12 protein-coding genes are annotated in these 18,872 nt (G+C 51.5%); 6 read left to right on the top strand and 6 right to left on the bottom strand.

Translation table 11 applies throughout. The features are described 5' to 3' along the window. Positions 1-4: 4 nt before the first annotated feature. On the top strand, positions 5-1,009 hold the full coding sequence (locus JXO48_08855; GenBank protein MBN2283984.1) for a virulence protein RhuM/Fic/DOC family protein: 1,005 nt from the start codon (positions 5-7) through the stop codon (positions 1,007-1,009). A 435-nt stretch (positions 1,010-1,444) separates the two neighbouring features. Here the strand turns inward: JXO48_08855 and JXO48_08850 are convergent, their stop codons facing one another. The 5 genes from JXO48_08850 to JXO48_08830 form a co-directional block, all read right to left on the bottom strand. Then, positions 1,445-3,055 (bottom strand): acyl--CoA ligase, encoded by a 1,611-nt coding sequence (locus JXO48_08850; protein ID MBN2283983.1) that lies wholly within the window; start codon positions 3,053-3,055, stop codon positions 1,445-1,447. A gap of 31 nt (positions 3,056-3,086) precedes the next feature. After that, on the bottom strand, positions 3,087-4,523 hold the full coding sequence (locus tag JXO48_08845) for a hypothetical protein (protein ID MBN2283982.1): 1,437 nt from the start codon (positions 4,521-4,523) through the stop codon (positions 3,087-3,089). 116 nt (positions 4,524-4,639) lie between these two features. Next, the gene (locus JXO48_08840) at positions 4,640-6,166 is read right to left on the bottom strand and encodes a long-chain-fatty-acid--CoA ligase (protein MBN2283981.1); all 1,527 of its coding nucleotides are present in this window, start codon (positions 6,164-6,166) and stop codon (positions 4,640-4,642) included. A 227-nt stretch (positions 6,167-6,393) separates the two neighbouring features. After that, entirely contained in the window at positions 6,394-7,707 is a 1,314-nt protein-coding gene (locus JXO48_08835) for a GMC family oxidoreductase (protein MBN2283980.1), read from the bottom strand. Positions 7,708-7,890: 183 nt separating this feature from the next. Then, positions 7,891-8,802 carry a 4Fe-4S binding protein gene (locus JXO48_08830; protein ID MBN2283979.1) on the bottom strand — a complete coding sequence of 304 codons (912 nt, stop codon included), beginning with the start codon at positions 8,800-8,802 and terminating at the stop codon, positions 7,891-7,893. An 834-nt stretch (positions 8,803-9,636) separates the two neighbouring features. Here JXO48_08830 and JXO48_08825 point away from each other — a divergent pair. From JXO48_08825 to pal, 5 genes are all read left to right on the top strand, one after another. Then, a complete protein-coding gene (locus JXO48_08825) occupies positions 9,637-13,002 on the top strand; it encodes an AAA family ATPase (GenBank protein MBN2283978.1) in 3,366 nt (1,121 codons plus the stop codon). 158 nt (positions 13,003-13,160) lie between these two features. After that, entirely contained in the window at positions 13,161-14,579 is a 1,419-nt protein-coding gene (locus tag JXO48_08820) for a sigma-54-dependent Fis family transcriptional regulator (protein MBN2283977.1), read from the top strand. Positions 14,580-14,858: 279 nt separating this feature from the next. Beyond that, positions 14,859-15,173, top strand: a complete 315-nt coding sequence (locus JXO48_08815; protein ID MBN2283976.1) for a hypothetical protein — start codon at positions 14,859-14,861, stop codon at positions 15,171-15,173. Positions 15,174-15,198: 25 nt separating this feature from the next. Beyond that, complete coding sequence (locus JXO48_08810; GenBank protein ID MBN2283975.1) at positions 15,199-15,492, top strand: hypothetical protein; 294 nt, start codon at positions 15,199-15,201, stop codon at positions 15,490-15,492. Between the two features lie 98 nt (positions 15,493-15,590). Then, the gene (gene pal, locus JXO48_08805) at positions 15,591-16,130 is read left to right on the top strand and encodes a peptidoglycan-associated lipoprotein Pal (protein ID MBN2283974.1); all 540 of its coding nucleotides are present in this window, start codon (positions 15,591-15,593) and stop codon (positions 16,128-16,130) included. Between the two features lie 115 nt (positions 16,131-16,245). Here the strand turns inward: pal and JXO48_08800 are convergent, their stop codons facing one another. Beyond that, the gene (locus tag JXO48_08800; protein MBN2283973.1) at positions 16,246-18,510 is read right to left on the bottom strand and encodes a type II/IV secretion system protein; all 2,265 of its coding nucleotides are present in this window, start codon (positions 18,508-18,510) and stop codon (positions 16,246-16,248) included. Positions 18,511-18,872: the final 362 nt, after the last annotated feature.

Here is an 18,872-nt window from a genome sequence, read left to right as displayed (position 1 = left end):
ATACATGAACGAGCGATCAGACACAGGGGAAATCGTTATCTATCAGACGGATGACGGCCAGACATTACTGGAAGTGAGTTTGGTTAAGGATACGGTCTGGCTGAGTTTGAATCAGATGGTTTTGCTTTTCGACAGGGATAAATCCGTAATATCCAGGCACATACGCAACATTTTTAAGGAAAGGGAACTTGAGAAAAAGTCAACTGTTGCAAAAAATGCAACAGTTCAAATTGAGGGTGACAGGGAAATAACGCGTAATATCGATTTTTATAATCTGGATATGATCATCTCTGTCGGTTATCGTGTCAATTCATTACGGGGCACCCAGTTCCGCATCTGGGCCAACAAAATACTGAAAGAGTATCTCGTTACCGGTTATGCCCTTAATGAAAAGAGATTGCAGGCACAGATCGAAAAATACGAAGCACTCAAACAATCGATCAGGCTCATCGAAAATATAACAGACCGCAAACTTCTTTCTACCACTGAATCGGAAGGCCTTCTGAAAGTCATCGGTGATTTCAACTATGCTCTGGACACGCTTGACCGGTACGACTACGGAAAGCTTGAGTTAGGCGGCACATCCGACCGGACCGTACAACAAATCACCTATAAAGAGGCGAAGAAGGCAATTAAAACAATGCGGGGAAGATTCAGCGATTCCACCCTGTTCGGACAAGAAAAGGATAACTCGTTCAGCAGCTCTCTCGATACGATTTACCAGACGTTTGACGGCAAGGACCTGTATCCCAGCATCGAAGAAAAAGCAGCCCATCTCCTGTATTTCATTGTAAAGAATCATTCATTCGTGGACGGGAACAAGCGTATTGCCGCTGCCATCTTTACCTGGTTTCTTGAACGGAATGGTTTGCTTTACAGACCCGACGGAGTAAAAAGGATAGCGGATAACGCTTTGGTGGCATTAACGTTGATGATCGCCATGAGCGATCCGAAGGAGAAAGACGTCATAACGACCATAATCGTCAATCTCATCAATAAGGACAATTGACCAATCAAGAAAGCAGGAGTTGACCACGTTGACCAAAATAATTGAAAGCAACGTGTCTTCATTCATAGCATTATTCGCAATCGCCGTTATTGTTCCTGCTTGCTCCGTATATCTTTTTCACCTTATTGCCCGGTGCCGACCAATTCCCCAAGAATGCAGGGAGTTATCAAAAACAGGAAATCGCCACAAAAAAGAATATCCATCACGGTTGTCTTCAAGGACGGAACTTCATGGCAGAGCGCAGATACGGAAGGAACTGTCGAATGACACGGCGATGAGCATTGCCAGCTTTATCGCTCAGAAAACGAACACAAATATCATTCAGAAAACGACAAAGTGACCCGTGTCGGATAGGGTTCGATATCACGCGGGCTCACCGTGGTCCGCCCACCGATCCTTTGCAAAAAGACAATTGTATTCCCTGATCAGCCGGCCTTATTTCAGGCCCAGCCTCTCGCAGGCCGTCTCCCGCAAGACCGTTTTCTGCACCTTTCCGATGGTGGTCATGGGAAGTGAGTTTTCGAGAAAGACCTTCGACGGCACCTTGTAATCGGCCAGTCTGGGTTTGCAGAATTCCTTGAGGTCCTCGCCGGTGATCTCCGACGCAGGGTTCTTGATCACGAAGGCGACGCCCGTTTCACCCATGATGGCGTGGGGAACTCCGACGACAGCCGCCATGATCACATCGGGATGGTTAGCGAGGCAGTCCTCAACTTCCTTCGGATAGACGTTGAATCCTCCGGAGATATACATCTCCTTGGTTCTCCCCGCGATGACGAGAAAACCGTCCTTGTCAAAATAACCGAGATCACCCATGTAGAACCAGCCGTCTTTATCGAAGGCCCGTTGCGTTTCCTCAGGCATGTCGAGATAGCGGTCGAAGACCATGTCGGATCTGACGGCGATCTCACCGATCTCCCCGGCGGGCAGTTCTTCCCGTGTATCGGGTTTGACGATCTTCGCCTCGACGCTTTCGGGTACCCGCCCTGCCGTCATGGCCTTTTCAAAGGGATCGTCCCGTTTCGTGTAGGTGATGAACCCGCTCGTTTCAGTGGAGCCGTAACAGGCCATGACCGGCGCGTCGAACTTCTTTTTCATTAACTTAAGGACCTCCGGGGTCGCCGGGGAACCGCCGTAGGCGGTCAGTTTAACGCTTGGGAACATGCCGGCCTCCAGATCGGGGAGGGCGGCAAAGAGGATCTCAAAAACAGTGGGAACGGCGCCGAAGAGGGTGATGTTGTGCTTCCGGATTATATCAACGACCTGGTCGGGGACGAACATATCGTGCAGAGCGAGGGTGATGCCGCTCGCGAGCGAAGAGAGGGCCATGATCGTGCCTCCTCCCACATGGTTCAGGGGAAGGATGCAGAGGATCCTGTCTTCCGGTGACAGCTCCAGGTTCTTTGTCCAGCTTTTCATCATCGCCAGGATGCTTTTCTGGGTCAGGACGGCCCCTTTCGGTTTTCCCGTCGTGCCCGAGGTGTAAATGATGAAATTATCATTTTTCCCCGTCACTGCCTGCGCCGCTTTCGATAACGCGGCACGATCCGGTTCGGTCGCGATGAGCGTATCGAGGTCGATGGCACCGGGAAATTCCGTCTTCCCGAGAAAGATGAACTGCTTTACCGAGGGGATCCTGTCCTTGATCTCCGAGAGAAAGGTATTGTAGTTGGTGAAGGCGAATTCGTTGATACAGACAAGGACCGACGGCTTTGAATTGGTGACCATGTAAACGACTTCTTCCTGCTGGTAACGGAAATTGAGGCCCACCACAGAGGCGCCGATCTTCGAGGCGGCAAACCAGAGATACAGAAACTCCGGCCTCGTGGGCATGATAATGGCTATGCGGTCCTGTGCCGTGATCCCCCGTTCGAGAAGGGCCGTGGCGAGCGCGTCGATCTTCTCGTTGAGCTCCCCGTACGTGATCTCCGTGTCATAGAAGATCAATGCCGTTTTGTCGGGCAGTTCCCGGGCCCTGTTTTCGATCATTTCTCCCAGCGTTGTCTCTTTCTGCAAGAGCTCGATCATTGGATTGCGTCCGGTCATGACTTCCTCCTTCCTTGATCTGTATGCATCTTCAGCTTTTGATGTTACAGATGTCCTTCACGTTTTCGATCTGTGTCAGAAGATCGTAGTTTCTGAGCACTTCGAGTTTATTGGTCTCCGGTGTTCCCACGGCGCAGATGGCGCTGGAAAGGAAATAGCCGCCGAATCGCGACGCGGTGAGTTCCTGGATAAAATAAAGAAGCTTCAGCCGGTCCTCGGTGGGAATATCGCTTTTTGCCTTGAAGTATTTTTCGATGAGGGGCCACGTTTCCTCGTTTTTGAGATCCGCCTCGATCGGCATGGTGGTGACCACGCCGCCGGCGATCTCCATCAGCATGCCCAGGAATTCAACGAATCTGAGCCTGCTGTAATAGAGACCGGAATTGCTGAGAGATATATCGGGGATCGGAATGCCGCTTGGATGCTGGACCGAATTGGCCACGGCGCCGAGGACGCACCCCCACCCGATATTGGAGGTGATCATCATTTCGTTGATCTTGCTCCGTATATGGCTTGCCCGGGAGACACCGTTGTATTCGGAGATGAGGGACGCCGCCCCGATGATCATGTCGGTCCGGGCCGAAATGCAGGTGGCCTTTACGGGCCTGCCGTAGGAAGAAAAATAGTGGATGAAACGGTCGGTAAATTCCCATTCACCGGCCATGAAGACATTTTCCCAGGGGACGAACACGTTGTCGAACACGGTCAAACACTCGACCATGTTGTGCCGGATGCTGGCGGGATTGGTCATCGGGGTCGCGTTCAGGGGGCACGGCGAGGGACGGGTTATGTAGGTGATCCCCTTTGTGTCGATGGGAATTGCAAAGGAGACGGCATAGTCCTTGTCCTCCTCGGCGAGAAACCCGCCGGGGGCGCAGAAGATGTAATGGGCGAGCGGCGCGCTCGAGGTGTGCATCTTGGCACCGTTGACGACAATGCCCTCGCTGTTCCTGTCGACAATGCGAAGGTGAAGATCGGGGTCGGCCTGCCTGCTCGGCGGGAGCGACCGGTCGCCCTTGGGATCCATGACACCGAGACAGAACCGCAGGTCTTCCCGCTGGAGTTTTTTGAAAAATTCCTTGAGCCGTTCCTGATAATTGGTGCCCTTTGCCTGATCGATATCGTAGGTGGTGGCCCAGAAAACACAGGGGCCGATGCCCATGCAGAAGGAACAGAAGTTTCGCGCGTTGTTCTTCTTCATGATCTCCAGGAGTTTGACAAACGCCTCCTTCGTCTCCCTGATATGGGTCCAGAAACTGACCTCTTCATTGACAAGGGACGACCAGTAGACAAAGTCGTCGCGCATTTCCGGGTCATTGGTCCAATCGTAGAATTTACAGATCTCCTGAATGGAAGGCTGGAAGAACTTGTTCGCCGAGACATCCTCAACCTTCTCGCCAGCGATGTACACGTTCGGTTTCAGTTTCTTCAGGCTTTCAAGGTATTCCGCGCTCGTTTTGATGCCCATTGATTATGGTCTCCTCCTCTGATCGGATATATGTGTATCACGTAAAAAAAGGGGGCCGATACACCGGCCCCCTGTATGTATCGACTTACAGGTGCTTTTATGGATACAGACACCTTTTACTTCTTCTGCAGGGATTCTCTCAGCTGATATTTCAGGACCTTCCCCGACACGTTCCTCGGCAACTGGCCCATGATCTCAAGCCGTCGAGGGATCTTGTAATCGGCGATCCTGGTCTTCAGGAATTCCCGCAACTCATCAAGGGTAAGGGTGGTATTTTCCTGGAGACTTGTCACGGCGACCACCGTTTCCCCCCAGTCCGGATGGGGAACACCGACGATGACGGCCTCCTTTATCTTCGGGTTTTCGTATATGGCGTCTTCCACTTCCTTGCTGTAGACATTTTCTCCGCCGGTGATGATCATGTCCTTCTTTCTGTCCACCAGCGTGATGTACCCCTCATCATCCATGACGCCCAGGTCTCCCGAATGGACCCAGCCGTCCTTTATCGCGTCCTTCGTCGCCTCCGGGTTCTTGTAGTATCCCTTCATGATGGTTTCACCCTTGATGACGAGCTCGCCCACCACACCCGGTTCGGTGACGGTGTTCCCCGCATCGTCGACAAGGCGGCATTCCATGTTGACGACGTATTTCCCTCCCGCGCCGGCCTTTCGTATCTGATCCTCCGGCAGGAGGCCGATACCGCCGGGGCCGCCTTCGGTAAAACCGCAGAGGCAGAAAAAGTTCGTCGACTTGAATTTCTCCATCATGGCCCGCACCGACTCCGCCGCCATGGGGGCCGCGCCATAGCCGTAATACCGGATGGAAGAGAGATCGTATTTTTCAAAGTCGGGAACCATCATCATGAAGGTGAACATGATCGGCGCCCCGAAGAACTGGGTCACCTTTTCCCTTTCGATCAGTCCGAGGACCTTGTCGGGGATGAAGTCCCTCATGATAACATGGGTGGCCCCGAGGTATGTGCCGGGGTTCATATAGAGATTCAGCTCCGCCGAATGAAAGAGCGGCGCGGCGTGAAGGATGACGTCCTTCGGGTGGATCTCCACCAGGGCTGCCATCGTGGTCACCAGGGTAATGTGATTGTGATGGACGAAGAGCGCGCCCTTCGGTCTTCCCGTGGTTCCCGATGTATAGAGGACCTCGCTCTCATCAAACTCGTCCACCTCTATGCCGGGCTCACTCGTATCGCCCGATGCGAGCACGTCTTCGAGGGCATCGAACCCCTCGAAACGCCCGCTGCCCGCCGTGTAGAAGGCCTTGATATTCGTGAGGCGCGGCTTCATCTCGCGAACGACGGGCTCGAAGACGTCATCAACGATCAAGGCCACGGCATCGCAGTTATTGAAGATATATTCGGCCTCCGGCGAGGCGAGACGGAAGTTGACGGGAACGGCCACACCTCCCGCTTTCACAATGCCGTAGAAAACAAAGAAGAACATGTCCGAATTGAACATCCAGAAGGCGACCTTGTCTCCTTTCTTGAGCCCTCCTTTGAGAAGGACGTTCGATACGGTATTTACCTTGTCATTTGCCTCTTTCCACGTGTACCGTTTGTCTCCGTAAATGACCGCTTCCTTGTCGGGAATCATCCGGGCATTTCGTGCGACCAGTCCACCAAGATCCATAGGACACCTCCCCTTTCTGGTATTCCTGCATCCGACACGATGCATTGTTAGTGTTTAGATGTGAATTGATAGGAAATGTTTACAGTGAGAACATATGAGGAGAAGGGGTGTGTGTCAAGCAAGAAATCGGAGATCGGGCTCCACAAAGAGGTCAAGTCTACCGTTGACTCGTGCCATGTTATATTGCAAGACCTGACCCCGGCTTTAGGCTTTCGCGCGGCCTGTGTTCACACGACATGTTTCAGGCGCTCACCAACAAGTCGTTTGCCGAACGCGAGTATCGTCAGCACGGGCGGGATCCCGCAGGATTCCGGGAGCACACTGGCATCACAGACATACAGATTTTTGATCTTTGTCTCCAGGTCCCTGTCGACGATCTTCCCGATCCGGGCGGTGCTGCCGGGGTGGGCGGCCCTCGGAGGGGTGGAAACGATGGAACGCGGATCGCACCCGGCTTTCAAAAGGATCTGCCTTGAAATTTCGATCCCCCGTTCCATTTTTTCCAGGTCGGGCAGTGTATAGTGTTTTGAACAGGTTTCGTCGGCCCTGACGTATCCTTCCATCTCGTCCCGGACCTTGACCATGACGGCAAGTCTTCGTGAAAAGTCCAGTGCGTGCCTCATTTTTCCGATACCCTTGTAGAACATCTGCAGGATGAACATGGGGAGGGGTTCGGGGAGGTCACCGATGAGAAGGCCGTCCGCATTGTCGAGTTTCCCGCAGAGCATCGGCGGTTCCTTGGGGGAATCGGGTACATCTTTTCCAACGGTCCCGTACGTGATGATCAGGGGATCCGCAAAGAGCCGGTCACCTGCTTCCGTCAGGCCGGAACGCAGCAGGATCGTCGGAGTCCCCAGACCGCCGGCGGAAATAACGGTGACCTTGGATGTTACGTCAAGCCTTCCGCCCGGTGTGTCGGCGATAACACCCAGGGCTTTTCCATTCGTGATCTTGACCTTCCGCACCGTGGCCTTGTTTATCAGTGTCGCCCCGTTCCTGACGGCTTCATACGCGTAATCCCTGGCGGTCCACTTGACACCCTCTTTTTTACATCCATACAAACATTCCGGGCATTTCTGGTCACAGCGATCATGATCGATAAATTTGTTCATGGGCTCCCATGGAATATCGAGATCATGGGCCGCTTTCATGATCATCTTCGCTCTGGGCCCGATCATATGATCGGGGGTCGGTTTAATGCGGAGCTCATTCTTCAGGGCCGTGACATAGGGCGCAAGGTCGATATCGTGATTCTGCTTCAGCCACTTCGGCGGATCGATGGCGGCGGCGCCGTATATCATGGAACTTCCCCCCGTCGTTAAGGCCCTGAGCATACTGTGGCCTTCCACGGTCCAGGTAAAACCCAGTCTTTCAAGCATGAAAGCGCAGCCTACGAGATTGCCGTAAAACTGGTGATCAGCTCCCCGTTCAAGAAGGATGACTCTTTTGCCGAGCACTGAGAGTTCTCGCGCTACGGTAGCCCCGCCGGGGCCTGAGCCGACAACCACATAATCCGCAGACATTTTTCTGACCGGTTTCATGTATTCCTCCTTTTGTGCAACATCCCCCTGTCCATACGACGTTTATTTATTCCTCCGGCAACGAAAGATACCACCTGTCATGCCGGATGTGATCAGGCTTCCGGTCCTGTCCCGGATCTTCGCGTCCGCGGGAATGGAGGCGTCGCCACATACCGTTGCCGGCGCGTTCCATTGCCGCCTTTATCATTTTTTATCGAGCAACTGATCCATGTCGAGCGGCATGGTCCCATAGGGGTCCTTTACAAGCCTGATAGCGCCGCTTTCGCACTTGTCCACGCAGATACCGCAGCCGAAACACCGAAAATGATCAATCCGGGCTTTCTGACCGCCATCGACGGAGACCATCGTCACCGCATTGAAATGACAGGCATCTTCACAGGTCCCGCATCCAATGCAGCGGTCATCGTCATGAACGGCAAAATACCCTGAAGGCTCGACCATCCGTGGCGTCGGCACGTCGGAGGCATAAATATCCTTGAAAATATTTGTCAGCTCGATCCCCTTGCAGCAGCAACTGCAGCAATTGCAGAGCGCAAAGAGCCGGTCCCCGGCGGCATCCTTGAAAAAGGCATTGTGTACGAAGCCTGCTTCATGGGCCTGACGGATCGCGTCGAGTGCCTCTTCCTTGGTGGCATAGTGGATGTTCAGCTTCTTTCCGCGCTTGACGGCATAGGTGGAAAAGGGTTCGCCGATAAACATGCACACGTGGTTCGGCTTGCAGGGATTCTCTACCAGGCTGCGACAGATGCAGTCACCGAGAGCGATCGTATCCGGGCTATTGATAACGATCTGATTCACGTGCTCGTACGTAAGCACCCGTTTTGCCCGCTGCACATCGACCTGTATGTCCTCATTCAGGTTTATTATTTTGCTGACATGATCGATCGTGAGGACTTTTCCATGATATCGTCCGGGCAGGTAGGTAACAATGGGTTTTATGAACGGGAGCTGCCAGATCCTTTTAGGAACATGTTTATCAACGAAGTTGAATATCTTGATCAACTTTGCGATATATTTTCTCGGATCACCGAAATAATAAATTGCATGCAAGAACAGGAAAGGATGCCGCCAGCCGTGCAATCGCCAGAAATCCATCGGCCTTCCCGTGTATCTGTCACGTTTGGTGGAATTGCGCGATTGATCGGAAGATGAAGTCGCCACTGTGTACCCCCTTGGTTTTTCTCTGTCACCAGTTGAAGTTCCGAGGAGGCAGCATTTTCATGAATATCCGCCTCTCATTATCGGAACCCCCTTCGCTCGTGTCGCTGAGCGATCCCTCTGTCCGTTCATAACGACATGACCCCTGCCGCACTATATCCATACGATGGGCAGGAAATTATACCAGGGTAACAATTCCTCTTGTGGTGGCATTACGCACTGCCGCGCGACCGTATCCGACGTATCATGGGATTTTCTGCTTTCTTATACTGTATTAGTATGACCTAAGAGTCAAGTAAATAATTGTGTCTCTTGAGACGGTTCATTTCTGATAAAAAATCAACGGCTATCAAAAAATAACAATATAATACAACCCGTTTGGAATTCACCTGTATCTCACTTTATCGTGCTCCATAACCGCTCACGATATTATTAATGAATAAGTGATGTACAGTTATGAAAGATCGCGATATTGGACGGCAAAGATCTTCCAAGGCAACAGAAGGAAAAACCCGAGGGTATCATCCATGTATTCATCGGGGGTGGATGGCACTATAAAATTAATGTTGATTTCTCCTATGATATCTCTTATCTTTCCACGCAAGGGGGCCCAATTCAGAAGAAAAATCGTTTCTCGCACCACTCTGGAATGTAACCGTTTGCCTGTGGAGGTTCCGGTTCACCATCCCGTGGGACCCATGCCGCCTCCCTGAGTACTGCTTCATATCATCAGGAGCCTCTTTGATATCTCATACGTGAGGTAATGGATCCATGGAATGTCCCCGGTGCAGGTTTCAGAATAGAGAGGGCGCGAAATTCTGTAAGGAATGCGGCTGTAAATTTCAAATTACCTGTCCTGCCTGTAATACCGTAAATCCATTTGACAGTAAGTTCTGTGATGAGTGCGGTCATGACCTGACGGCGGCATCTTCAGAAAGCCCGCAGCAGCCTGAACCGATCCCCGCTGCACAGATCATCACCGGCCCCGAGCGTAAATACATCACCGTCCTTTTCAGCGACCTTTCGGGATACACGGCCATGACGGAGCGGCTCGATCCCGAAGAGGTTGGAGAGATCATGGGCCGGATCTTCGGGGAGATCGCCCAGGTGGTCGTCAAGTACGGAGGGTTCATCGAGAAGTTCGTCGGTGATGCCGTGATGGCGCTTTTCGGGGTTCCTCGGGTCCACGAAGATGATCCGGTTCGCGCCATTCGTGCCGCCCTGGAGATCCACGAGGTAGTAAAGGCCATCGGCGTCTCCTTTGAGACGCGCATCGGCAAGCCCCTCACGATGCACACGGGGATCAACACGGGACTGGTGATCACCGGGGAACTCGACCTGGAAAAGGGTACGCCGGGAGTGCTGGGAGATACCATCAACGTGGCCTCCCGCCTCCAGGGGTTGGCCCGGGCCGATGAGGTCATCGTGGGGTTCGAGACGTACCACCGGACGGAGGGATATTTTGATTTTGAGACGCTGACACCGGCCACGGTCAAGGGGAAGGCGGAGCCGATCCGCATATACAAGGTCCTCTCAACCAAAGAGGCGCCCATCAAGGTGCACCGCCTCTCCGGCATGAGGGCGGACTTGATCGGCCGAAAGGTGGAGATGGAGCGTCTGCAGGAGGCCGTCGAACAACTGAAGCAGGGACGGGGGTCCATTTTCTCAATTGTGGGAGACGCCGGGACGGGAAAGACCCGTCTCATCGAGGAGTTCAAGAGCTCCCTTGAGCCGGGATCGGTTCAGTGGCGGGAAGGCCATGCCTATGCCTATGCACAGAACATCCCTTACTTTCCTCTGATCGACCTGCTGAACCGCACCTGGCACATACAGGAGAGTGACACGACGGGACAGGTGCGAAAGAAGGTGGAAGCGGGGGCACGGGCGATCATCGGGGAGCGGAGGGACCTCATTCCCTCCATCGGCAGCCTCTATGCCCTTTCCTATCCCGAAACCGAGCAGTTGAGCCCGGAAACCTGGAAGGCGCGCCTCCACGAAGCGGTGCAGCTGATCCTGGCCAATCTGTGCGGCCGTGCTCCCACCATCATACGCATCGAAGACCTCCACCAGGCGGACCCGTCAACTATCGAGCTGTTGAAAAAGGTCCTTACCGACTTTCGTCATCCTGCCATTTTTCTGTGCATTCATCGTCCACCCTTCAGCCTCTTTACGGCACATCAGATGAAGAGCCTCCGTTCATACCATGAGATCAGGCTCCAGGACCTCTCCCCGTCGGAGTCCCGGGATATGGTGGAGTCGCTTCTCGATACCCGGGATATCCCGGCGGAATTAAGCCGGTTCGTTCAGGACAAGGCGGAAGGAAACCCCTTCTATCTGGAGGAGGCCATCAACGCCCTCATCGAGTCGGATACCCTGGTCAGGGAAGATGCCCGGTGGCGACTCACCAAACCACTGACTGACGCTGATATCCCTTACACGGTCCAGGAGATCATCGCGGCGCGGCTGGATCGTCTCGAACGGGAGACAAAGCGCATCCTCCAGGAGGCCTCGGTGATCGGCAGGGCGTTCCTCTATGATATCCTGGGAAGGATCACAGAGCTGCGGGAGTCCATCGACCGGAGCCTCAGCAGCCTGGAGCGGCTGGACCTTATCCAGGCGCGCGCCATCCAGCCTGATCTGGAATACATGTTCAAGCATGCCCTCACCCAGGAAGTGGTGTACAACGGCATCCTGAAGAAGGACCGCCAGTTCATCCATGAACGGATCGGCCAGGTCATGGAGGAGCTTTTTCACGACCGGCTGCCGGAATTTTATGAGACCCTGGCGTATCACTTCCGGCAGGGGCGCTCCCTGCTCAAGGCCGTCGATTACCTGATGAAGGCAGGGAAAAAGAGTTTCAGCCGCTATGCCATCGATGAGGCCCACGCCCACTACCGGGAGGCCTATGAGCTCCTTTCCGGCAAGCCCGACCGGACGAGAGAGGAAAATGAACTGCTCATCGACCTCATCTTCGACTGGGCGTTTGTGTTCCACCATCGATCGGTCTTTCACGAGTTGCTTGACCTTCTCACGGATATTGAATCCCTGGTCATTTCACTGGGGGATACAAACAGACTCGGCATGTTTCATATCTGGAAGGGGGCGGCCCTGCAGAGAACGGAGAGATACCTGGAATCCTATGAACACCTTTCACAAGCCCACGATATTGCTCATGCTCTTGGCGATAAAACGATGTGTTGTTACGCCTGTGGCTGGCTTGTCCAGACGTGTTATGGCCTGGGACGATTGGATGATGCCCTGGAACTCGGGGAAAAAGGGAGAGAGCTGGATGTGTGTGAACATGACCGGGTGCTGCATCAATTGCTCATGGGCGCCATAGGATCAAATTACTATCTCAGGGGAGAGGGCGGGAAGGCCCATGAAATCGGAGATATCCTGCTGGACTACGGTCACGAGCATTCGGACATGGGTTCCATTGCCCATGGCCACATGTGTCATGGATTTGGATATTTAGTGCAAGGCAACTATCCGAACGCCATAGCGTCCTTCGAGAAACAGTCCCGTGCTTCCTGTGAACCGATGTTCCTGCTGAATGGAAAATTCTTTCTCGGAACCACCTATCTTTTCAATTCCCAGTATGCTGAGGCTGAAAACGTACTGAATGAAGTCAACGAATACTTCGAAAAGCACGGTTATGAATATTTAGGAAGCGCATCCAGGGCCTTTTCGGGAATGCTCATGATCGTCAAGGGAGAATTTGAACAGGGCATCGCTGTTGTCGAAAACGTTTTGAAGGAGTACCTCAGGCAGCACAATTGGTATAGATTTGCCGTAGTGAATCATAGCCTGGGCAAGGTATATTTACAGTTGGCTCAATTGCCTGGAGGAGAAACGGACCTTGCCGCTTTCGGAGGAAATGCAGCCTTTCTGAAAGATACTCTGCCCACCGCTCATGAAACGGCGGCGGAATATTTTATGACGGCCATTGAAAAGGCCGGGGAGATCGGTGCCAAAAGCGTTCATGGCCAAGCCTGCCTCGATATGGGAAGACTGCATAAACTGAAAGGGAAAAAAGAGGAGGCCGCGAAGTACCTTACTGAAGCAACTCACATATTCGAACAGATCGGGGCCGAAATCTTCCTGAAGCAGGCACAGGAGGAATCAGCCTCCCTGTGATAAAGGGATCAAGTCTACCGTTGACTCTTGCCATGTTATATTGCAAGACCTGACCCCACCTTCTACCCCATCTTTCTCCTTGTATTTATAGTCAGTTAGGACTAAAAGGACGCCTGAGGATCAGTATGCTGTAAGCAGATGAGGGGAACAACGAACGTATGAAACTCATTCTTGTGGCAACGACCGACAGGAAAGATGTACAGGCCATCAGGGAGTCCTTCCAGGCGGAGTACCGGGTCGACGTGGCGGCAAGCGCGGCACAATGCATTGAAATGTTCAGGAAGAAACGATGCGAGTACCTCTTCATCGACATCGAATTTCTGGAACACCTCCAACCGGCGCACGCTGAAGACCCGCATTTCAAAGCGGCACTGATGAACTTCTGGCAGGCATTTCCAACGGCACAGATCATCGTCCTTACCTCCGCCGAGCACATTCGAAAGGCCGTCATGGCCGTAAAGGGCGGGGCAAGCAATTATATCACCCGCCCCATCGACCGGGTTGAATTGAAATATATCACGGAAAGCGTGTACCGGACGCTTCTCATGAAGTCGGAACTGCATTATCTTCGGAACAGACTGCTGCAGGACAGCATGGACATCATTCATACGGAAAGTCCGGTAATGAAAAGCGCTATCGATAACCTCATGGCCGTCGCTCCCATGAAAACAACGGTTCTTCTAACCGGTGAGACAGGGACCGGCAAAAGCGTCCTCGCCCGAATCATGCACCGGTACAGCAATCGGGCAAACGAGCAATTCATACAGGTCCACTGCGGAGCCATTCAGGACACCCTGATAGAAAGCGAATTATTCGGCCATGAAAAAGGGTCCTTTACCGGGGCGGACCGCCGGAAACTGGGAAAGTTCGAGATCGCCGATAAAGGCACCATCTTCCTCGATGAGGTGGGCACCCTGACACCCTCAGCGCAGGTGAAACTGCTCCAGGTCCTGCAGGAACAGACGATGCAACGGGTCGGAAGCGAAATAGACATCCCCGTGGACGTCCGCGTCATCGCGGCGACAAATACGAACCTGGAAGAGATGATCGAAGAGGGCCTTTTCAGGAACGATCTCTTCTATCGTCTCAGTGTTTTCCCCATCGAGATCCCGCCTCTGCGGGAACGGAGCGAGGACATTTCCCTGCTGGCCGACAGCTTTCTCAGAGAACTCAACCGGATCAACACAAAGGTGATAAGCACTATCGATCCCCATGTGATAGAAATTTTTCAGCGCTACTCGTGGCCGGGAAACATCCGTGAACTGAAGAATATTATCGAGCGGGCCTTTATTATTGAAAAGTCGGAGGTCATCACCGTAGCGAGCATTCCCAAGGAACTGTCCCACGAATACCATAACGGGTATCATGGAGTGGCGAGAACCGCCGGCTCTCTGGCAGAGGCCAGGGACGCCACGGTAAAAGGGTATCTTCGAACACTCCTTTACGAATTTCGGGGGAATATCCGGAAAACGGCCGAGCAGGCCGGTGTTTCGACCCGCCAGATCCACAAGCTCATGAAAAAATACGGTTTTCAGAAGGAAGATTTCAAGGGAAACAAACACCCATCTGATAAATAGGAACTTTCGTTCACCGGTACGGAAATCGGAAAGAATGTTCCGATCATCCCATTCCTCCAACGATTCCAGATAGATATTCCATCACCAGTTTCATGCTTCCACGTACAAAAAGCGGAACACGCGTTCCGTTTTTTTCTATCGAAAATAATATTATACACAATATCAATTAGTTATGAAAATGGCACAGGTGATGCTTTGTGTATCCGGTAACGTGAACGGATGATGCAGCGGGATGCGGGCAATGGAATTCCCCAATAACAGCGGTTCACCCTGACGGTGATGGATGCAAGACGGCGAGACGAGGGAAAGCTTACCTGTGTGCGGGGAATAATCGTACCCTGGTCGTGGGATCGAGCGGGTGCGGTTGTCGAGGTCGTCATCGACACAGAAGAGGAACAGCGATATGTCCCCGTCCCGGTGGAGAAAAACAGGGAACTCGCCGCCCATGTCCGATGTTTTGTGGAAATTGAAGGGATCATTGAACACAGGCACAACGAGAGGCCCTGTCTCGATGTCAGAGAGTACAGGATCACAAGAAAACCGGGTGAACTATCAGATGATGGAACCGGTAATAAAGGAGCAGAGAGCTCATAATTTATTTCGAAAGGGAGGTAATGGCATGAAAAGGAATTTGAGAGTATTGATGGTAGTGTTTTGTCTGGCGGCAGTATCGATGTTCCTCACGACCGCAATGGTCACGAACGTCTGTGCTGCTGATGAGATGGTGATCATCGGTGTCGTCAATCCATCAGGGCAGCTGGTCGCTGAAGACGGAAACTCATACTTCATCGACCAGAACGACGCGGGGAAAGAACTTGCTGCAATGGCCGGCAAGAAAGTACAGGTAATGGGAACGGTCCAGGGTGAAGGGGACGCAAAAACCCTGACGATCTCGAGTTTTGAGGAAATTTAATAACAGCATCGTATTTCCGGGGACATCATACTCATTTTTCTTTTTCCCATGGATGTTGATCAGTGAATAAGCATGGTGTCCCCAGAACACCGAGGGGCATGAACGTGAAAAAACAACTTGTACTGATTGCGCTTCCACTCGTTCTGTCGGCATTGCTTATTGTAACGGGATGCGCGAAAAAACAGGCGGTGACAAGCGAGCCGGCAACGGCACCCGCGGCAGTCACTTACCAGGAAGCGGCACCGGAAAAGGCGGAACCCGCGGTGGCGGGTATTCAGGCCACGGTTCTGTCGGAAATTGAACTGTTCGAGTCGGAGAAGATATTTTTTGATTTCGACAAGTATGACCTGAAACCGGAGGCCCGGGAAATGCTGACGAGGAAGGCCGCGTGGCTCCAGGCACACCCCGAATTCTCCATATCGATCGAGGGTAATTGCGATGAGCGGGGAACGACGGAGTATAACCTCGCTCTCGGCCAGCGGCGCGCCGACGCAGCCATGTCCTATCTCACCACCCTCGGAATCGCGGCCGCCAGGATCGCGACCGTGAGTTACGGAGAGATGCAGCCTGTCGCTCCGGGTCATGACGAGGCATCCTGGGCACAAAACCGAAGGGATGAATTCAAGGTTATGAAATAAGCGATTAAAGGACAGATATAAAAAAGAAAGGGTGGCCGGGGTTCCTCTAGGGCTCAAGAGGACGGTGAATCTGGGGCAAGAGTATGGGCCACCCTTTTCTTCTAACAACGGGCGGTTACTTGATAACCGCTTTCATGACTTGTTCAAGATCAGTAAGACCGGCAAATACCTTTTCAATCCCATCCATCACCAATGTCTTCATACCTTCCGCAACAGCAAGTTCCCGTATTTCATCTATGGAATTCTTCTTCTTGATCGCCTGTTTCATGGCTGGAGATGTTTTGAGCAATTCATGAATTGTAATCCGTCCTTTATAACCAGTCCCTTCGCAACGCTCGCAACCCCGTTTCTTCATCAAAACTAAATCATTGGAATAGACAGGTAATTTGTTCGTGGAATCAGGGTCAGCCCCATAGATTTGAATCATTTTCTCATATTCTTCATACTCGGGATGATAAGCCTCCTTGCAGTGGTCACACAATTTCCTGGTCAGTCGCTGTGCCAGGATCCCCAGTATCGAATCAGCGAAATTCAGGGGATTCATATCCATTTCTATCAGACGGGTAATCGTTTCCGGAGCATTGTTGGTGTGAAGCGTGCTGAGCATCAGATGGCCCGTCAATGCCGCACTTATAGCTGTATTCGCCGTTTCAGAATCCCTCATCTCCCCGATCATGATGACATCCGGGTCCGATCTCAGAAAAGACCGCAGTGCTTCCTGAAACGAGTATCCCACTTTTGGATTGACCTGAACCTGCCGCAGCCCGCGCTGGGTGATTTCAACCGGGTCTTCTGCAGTCCATATTTTCCGATCCGGCGTGTTCAGATGTGCCAAGGCGGCATGAAGTGTTGTTGTTTTCCCAGAACCTGTGGGTCCCACACAGAGCAGCATGCCGTATGGTTTTTCAACAAGTTCCTTGAATGTTTGGAGATTGTAATCACTGAATCCCAATTCTTCCAACTGGAACAACCGTGACGACCTGAGAACCCTGAGCACAACATCCTCATTGCCGCCGGCGGTCGGCGTCACTTCAACCCTGAATTCGACCTGTTCGGCACCGTATCGCAAGGCGATCTTACCGCTTTGCGGACGTCGGTGTTCCGATATATCCAGATTGGCAAGGATCTTGATTCTCGACACAAGCGCCCTCTTGTAAACAGCCGGTATATGGTGAGCGACGCTGCAGACACCATCGATCCGATATCTGACCTGGGAAGGTTCCTTTCTCATCCCCGGTTCGAAGTGGATATCTGAAGACCCCCGAAGGTATGCTTCCCGGAGAATTCTGTTCACAAGACTGATTATCAAAGAATCCGATTCGCTGATTTGATCCTGCTGTTCCTTTTCATCTTCCCAAGACACCAAGGAAGTATCGGTGATATCATCAATCAGGTCTTTGACCCCGAAATTACCCTCATAATAATAATGAGTAATCCCTTCCGTTATTTGTTTTGATGTGGCGACAACAAATTCAATCCGTTTTCTTGTGTAGAATCTGAGAAGATCTTCTATTCTAATATCTGTCGGATCTGCAGTTGCAACAATGACACGTGCCTCATCCTTTTCAATGGGAATAACATTGAGAGACTTGGCAATATTTCCCGGTATCATATCAAGGGCACACTTATCAGGAATAATTCTCGTGAGATCCACATACTTCATCCTCAGTTTGATAGCCAGAGCCTTCAGAAGCTGCTCCTCGGTTATCATTTTCTTTTCCATAAGTAACTTACCGATTTTCTTGTTCCTTACATTTTTTTGCTCTTCCAGGGTTTCATCGAGTTGTGTTTGCGTAATTAGATCAGCAAGTACCAGAATCTGACCAACGCGAAACTTCTGCATGTCATCATACAGGCTGGAGAACATCCCTTTACTTTTATCTTCGGGTAATGATAACGCTTCGTTCGCATCCTTTCGACCACTTGCAACGCGTTGCTGCTGCTTGAACAAATACTTATAGAGCGTCGGCGAGGCTCCCGGATTCTCTGATTGATTATTTTCAATCACATTTATGGGAGCGCGGCTATCAATTGCAGAGTAATTGAAAAAAATAAGCTTGTAGTCACCATCTCCATTACTGTTTGTGTTCAAAGCGAAGAAACCGGTATCACTTTTTTTCTCACCAAGAGAATAGACAACATACTGCTGACCCGTAATGGTGGTAATACATTTGTTGACCCATCGATGGCCTGAAGATAAGATCCAATTCGAATCAGGAATCATTTTTACACAGCAAACATCGGAGAAATTATAATTATGCCGTTTACCATCATGCTTAGTCATAATTTCCAATGATTCGACTTGAGGATCAAAATCATGCGAGAGAATTCCGGATTCTCTTCGACCGTCCCTCAACTCTAATATGACATCTCGATACATTATTCTTGCCCCCTTGATGCTATTATTTGATGTATTGATGTGCACGAGTCATGCCTTATCGGTAGTTTTCCATAATAAAAATTCTATACGCATAATATCAATCACTTGGCAGCATTGCTGTAGGGATAATGTTCCTGTGGGAACATCATTGTTTGCTGTGGCTTCTGATTTTTGCCTACAAAAATTGTAGATAAGGAAATTGAGCGGGATTGGCTTGTTCCGATTTTATCTGTAATAACAAATAATAAGACGAATTTTCTCAATAAACATCTTCACAGTTCCTGTTTTTCTCAAACATGATGTGTATCGGTTGATTAGCTGAAAAAGATTCAGACAGACAAGAAATTGCATGGATAACAAAA

This window comes from Deltaproteobacteria bacterium, assembly GCA_016933965.1.
In the GTDB taxonomy this organism is placed as follows: Bacteria; Desulfobacterota; Syntrophia; order Syntrophales; family UBA2210; genus JAFGTS01.
This window is presented reverse-complemented; position numbering and strand designations above follow the sequence as displayed.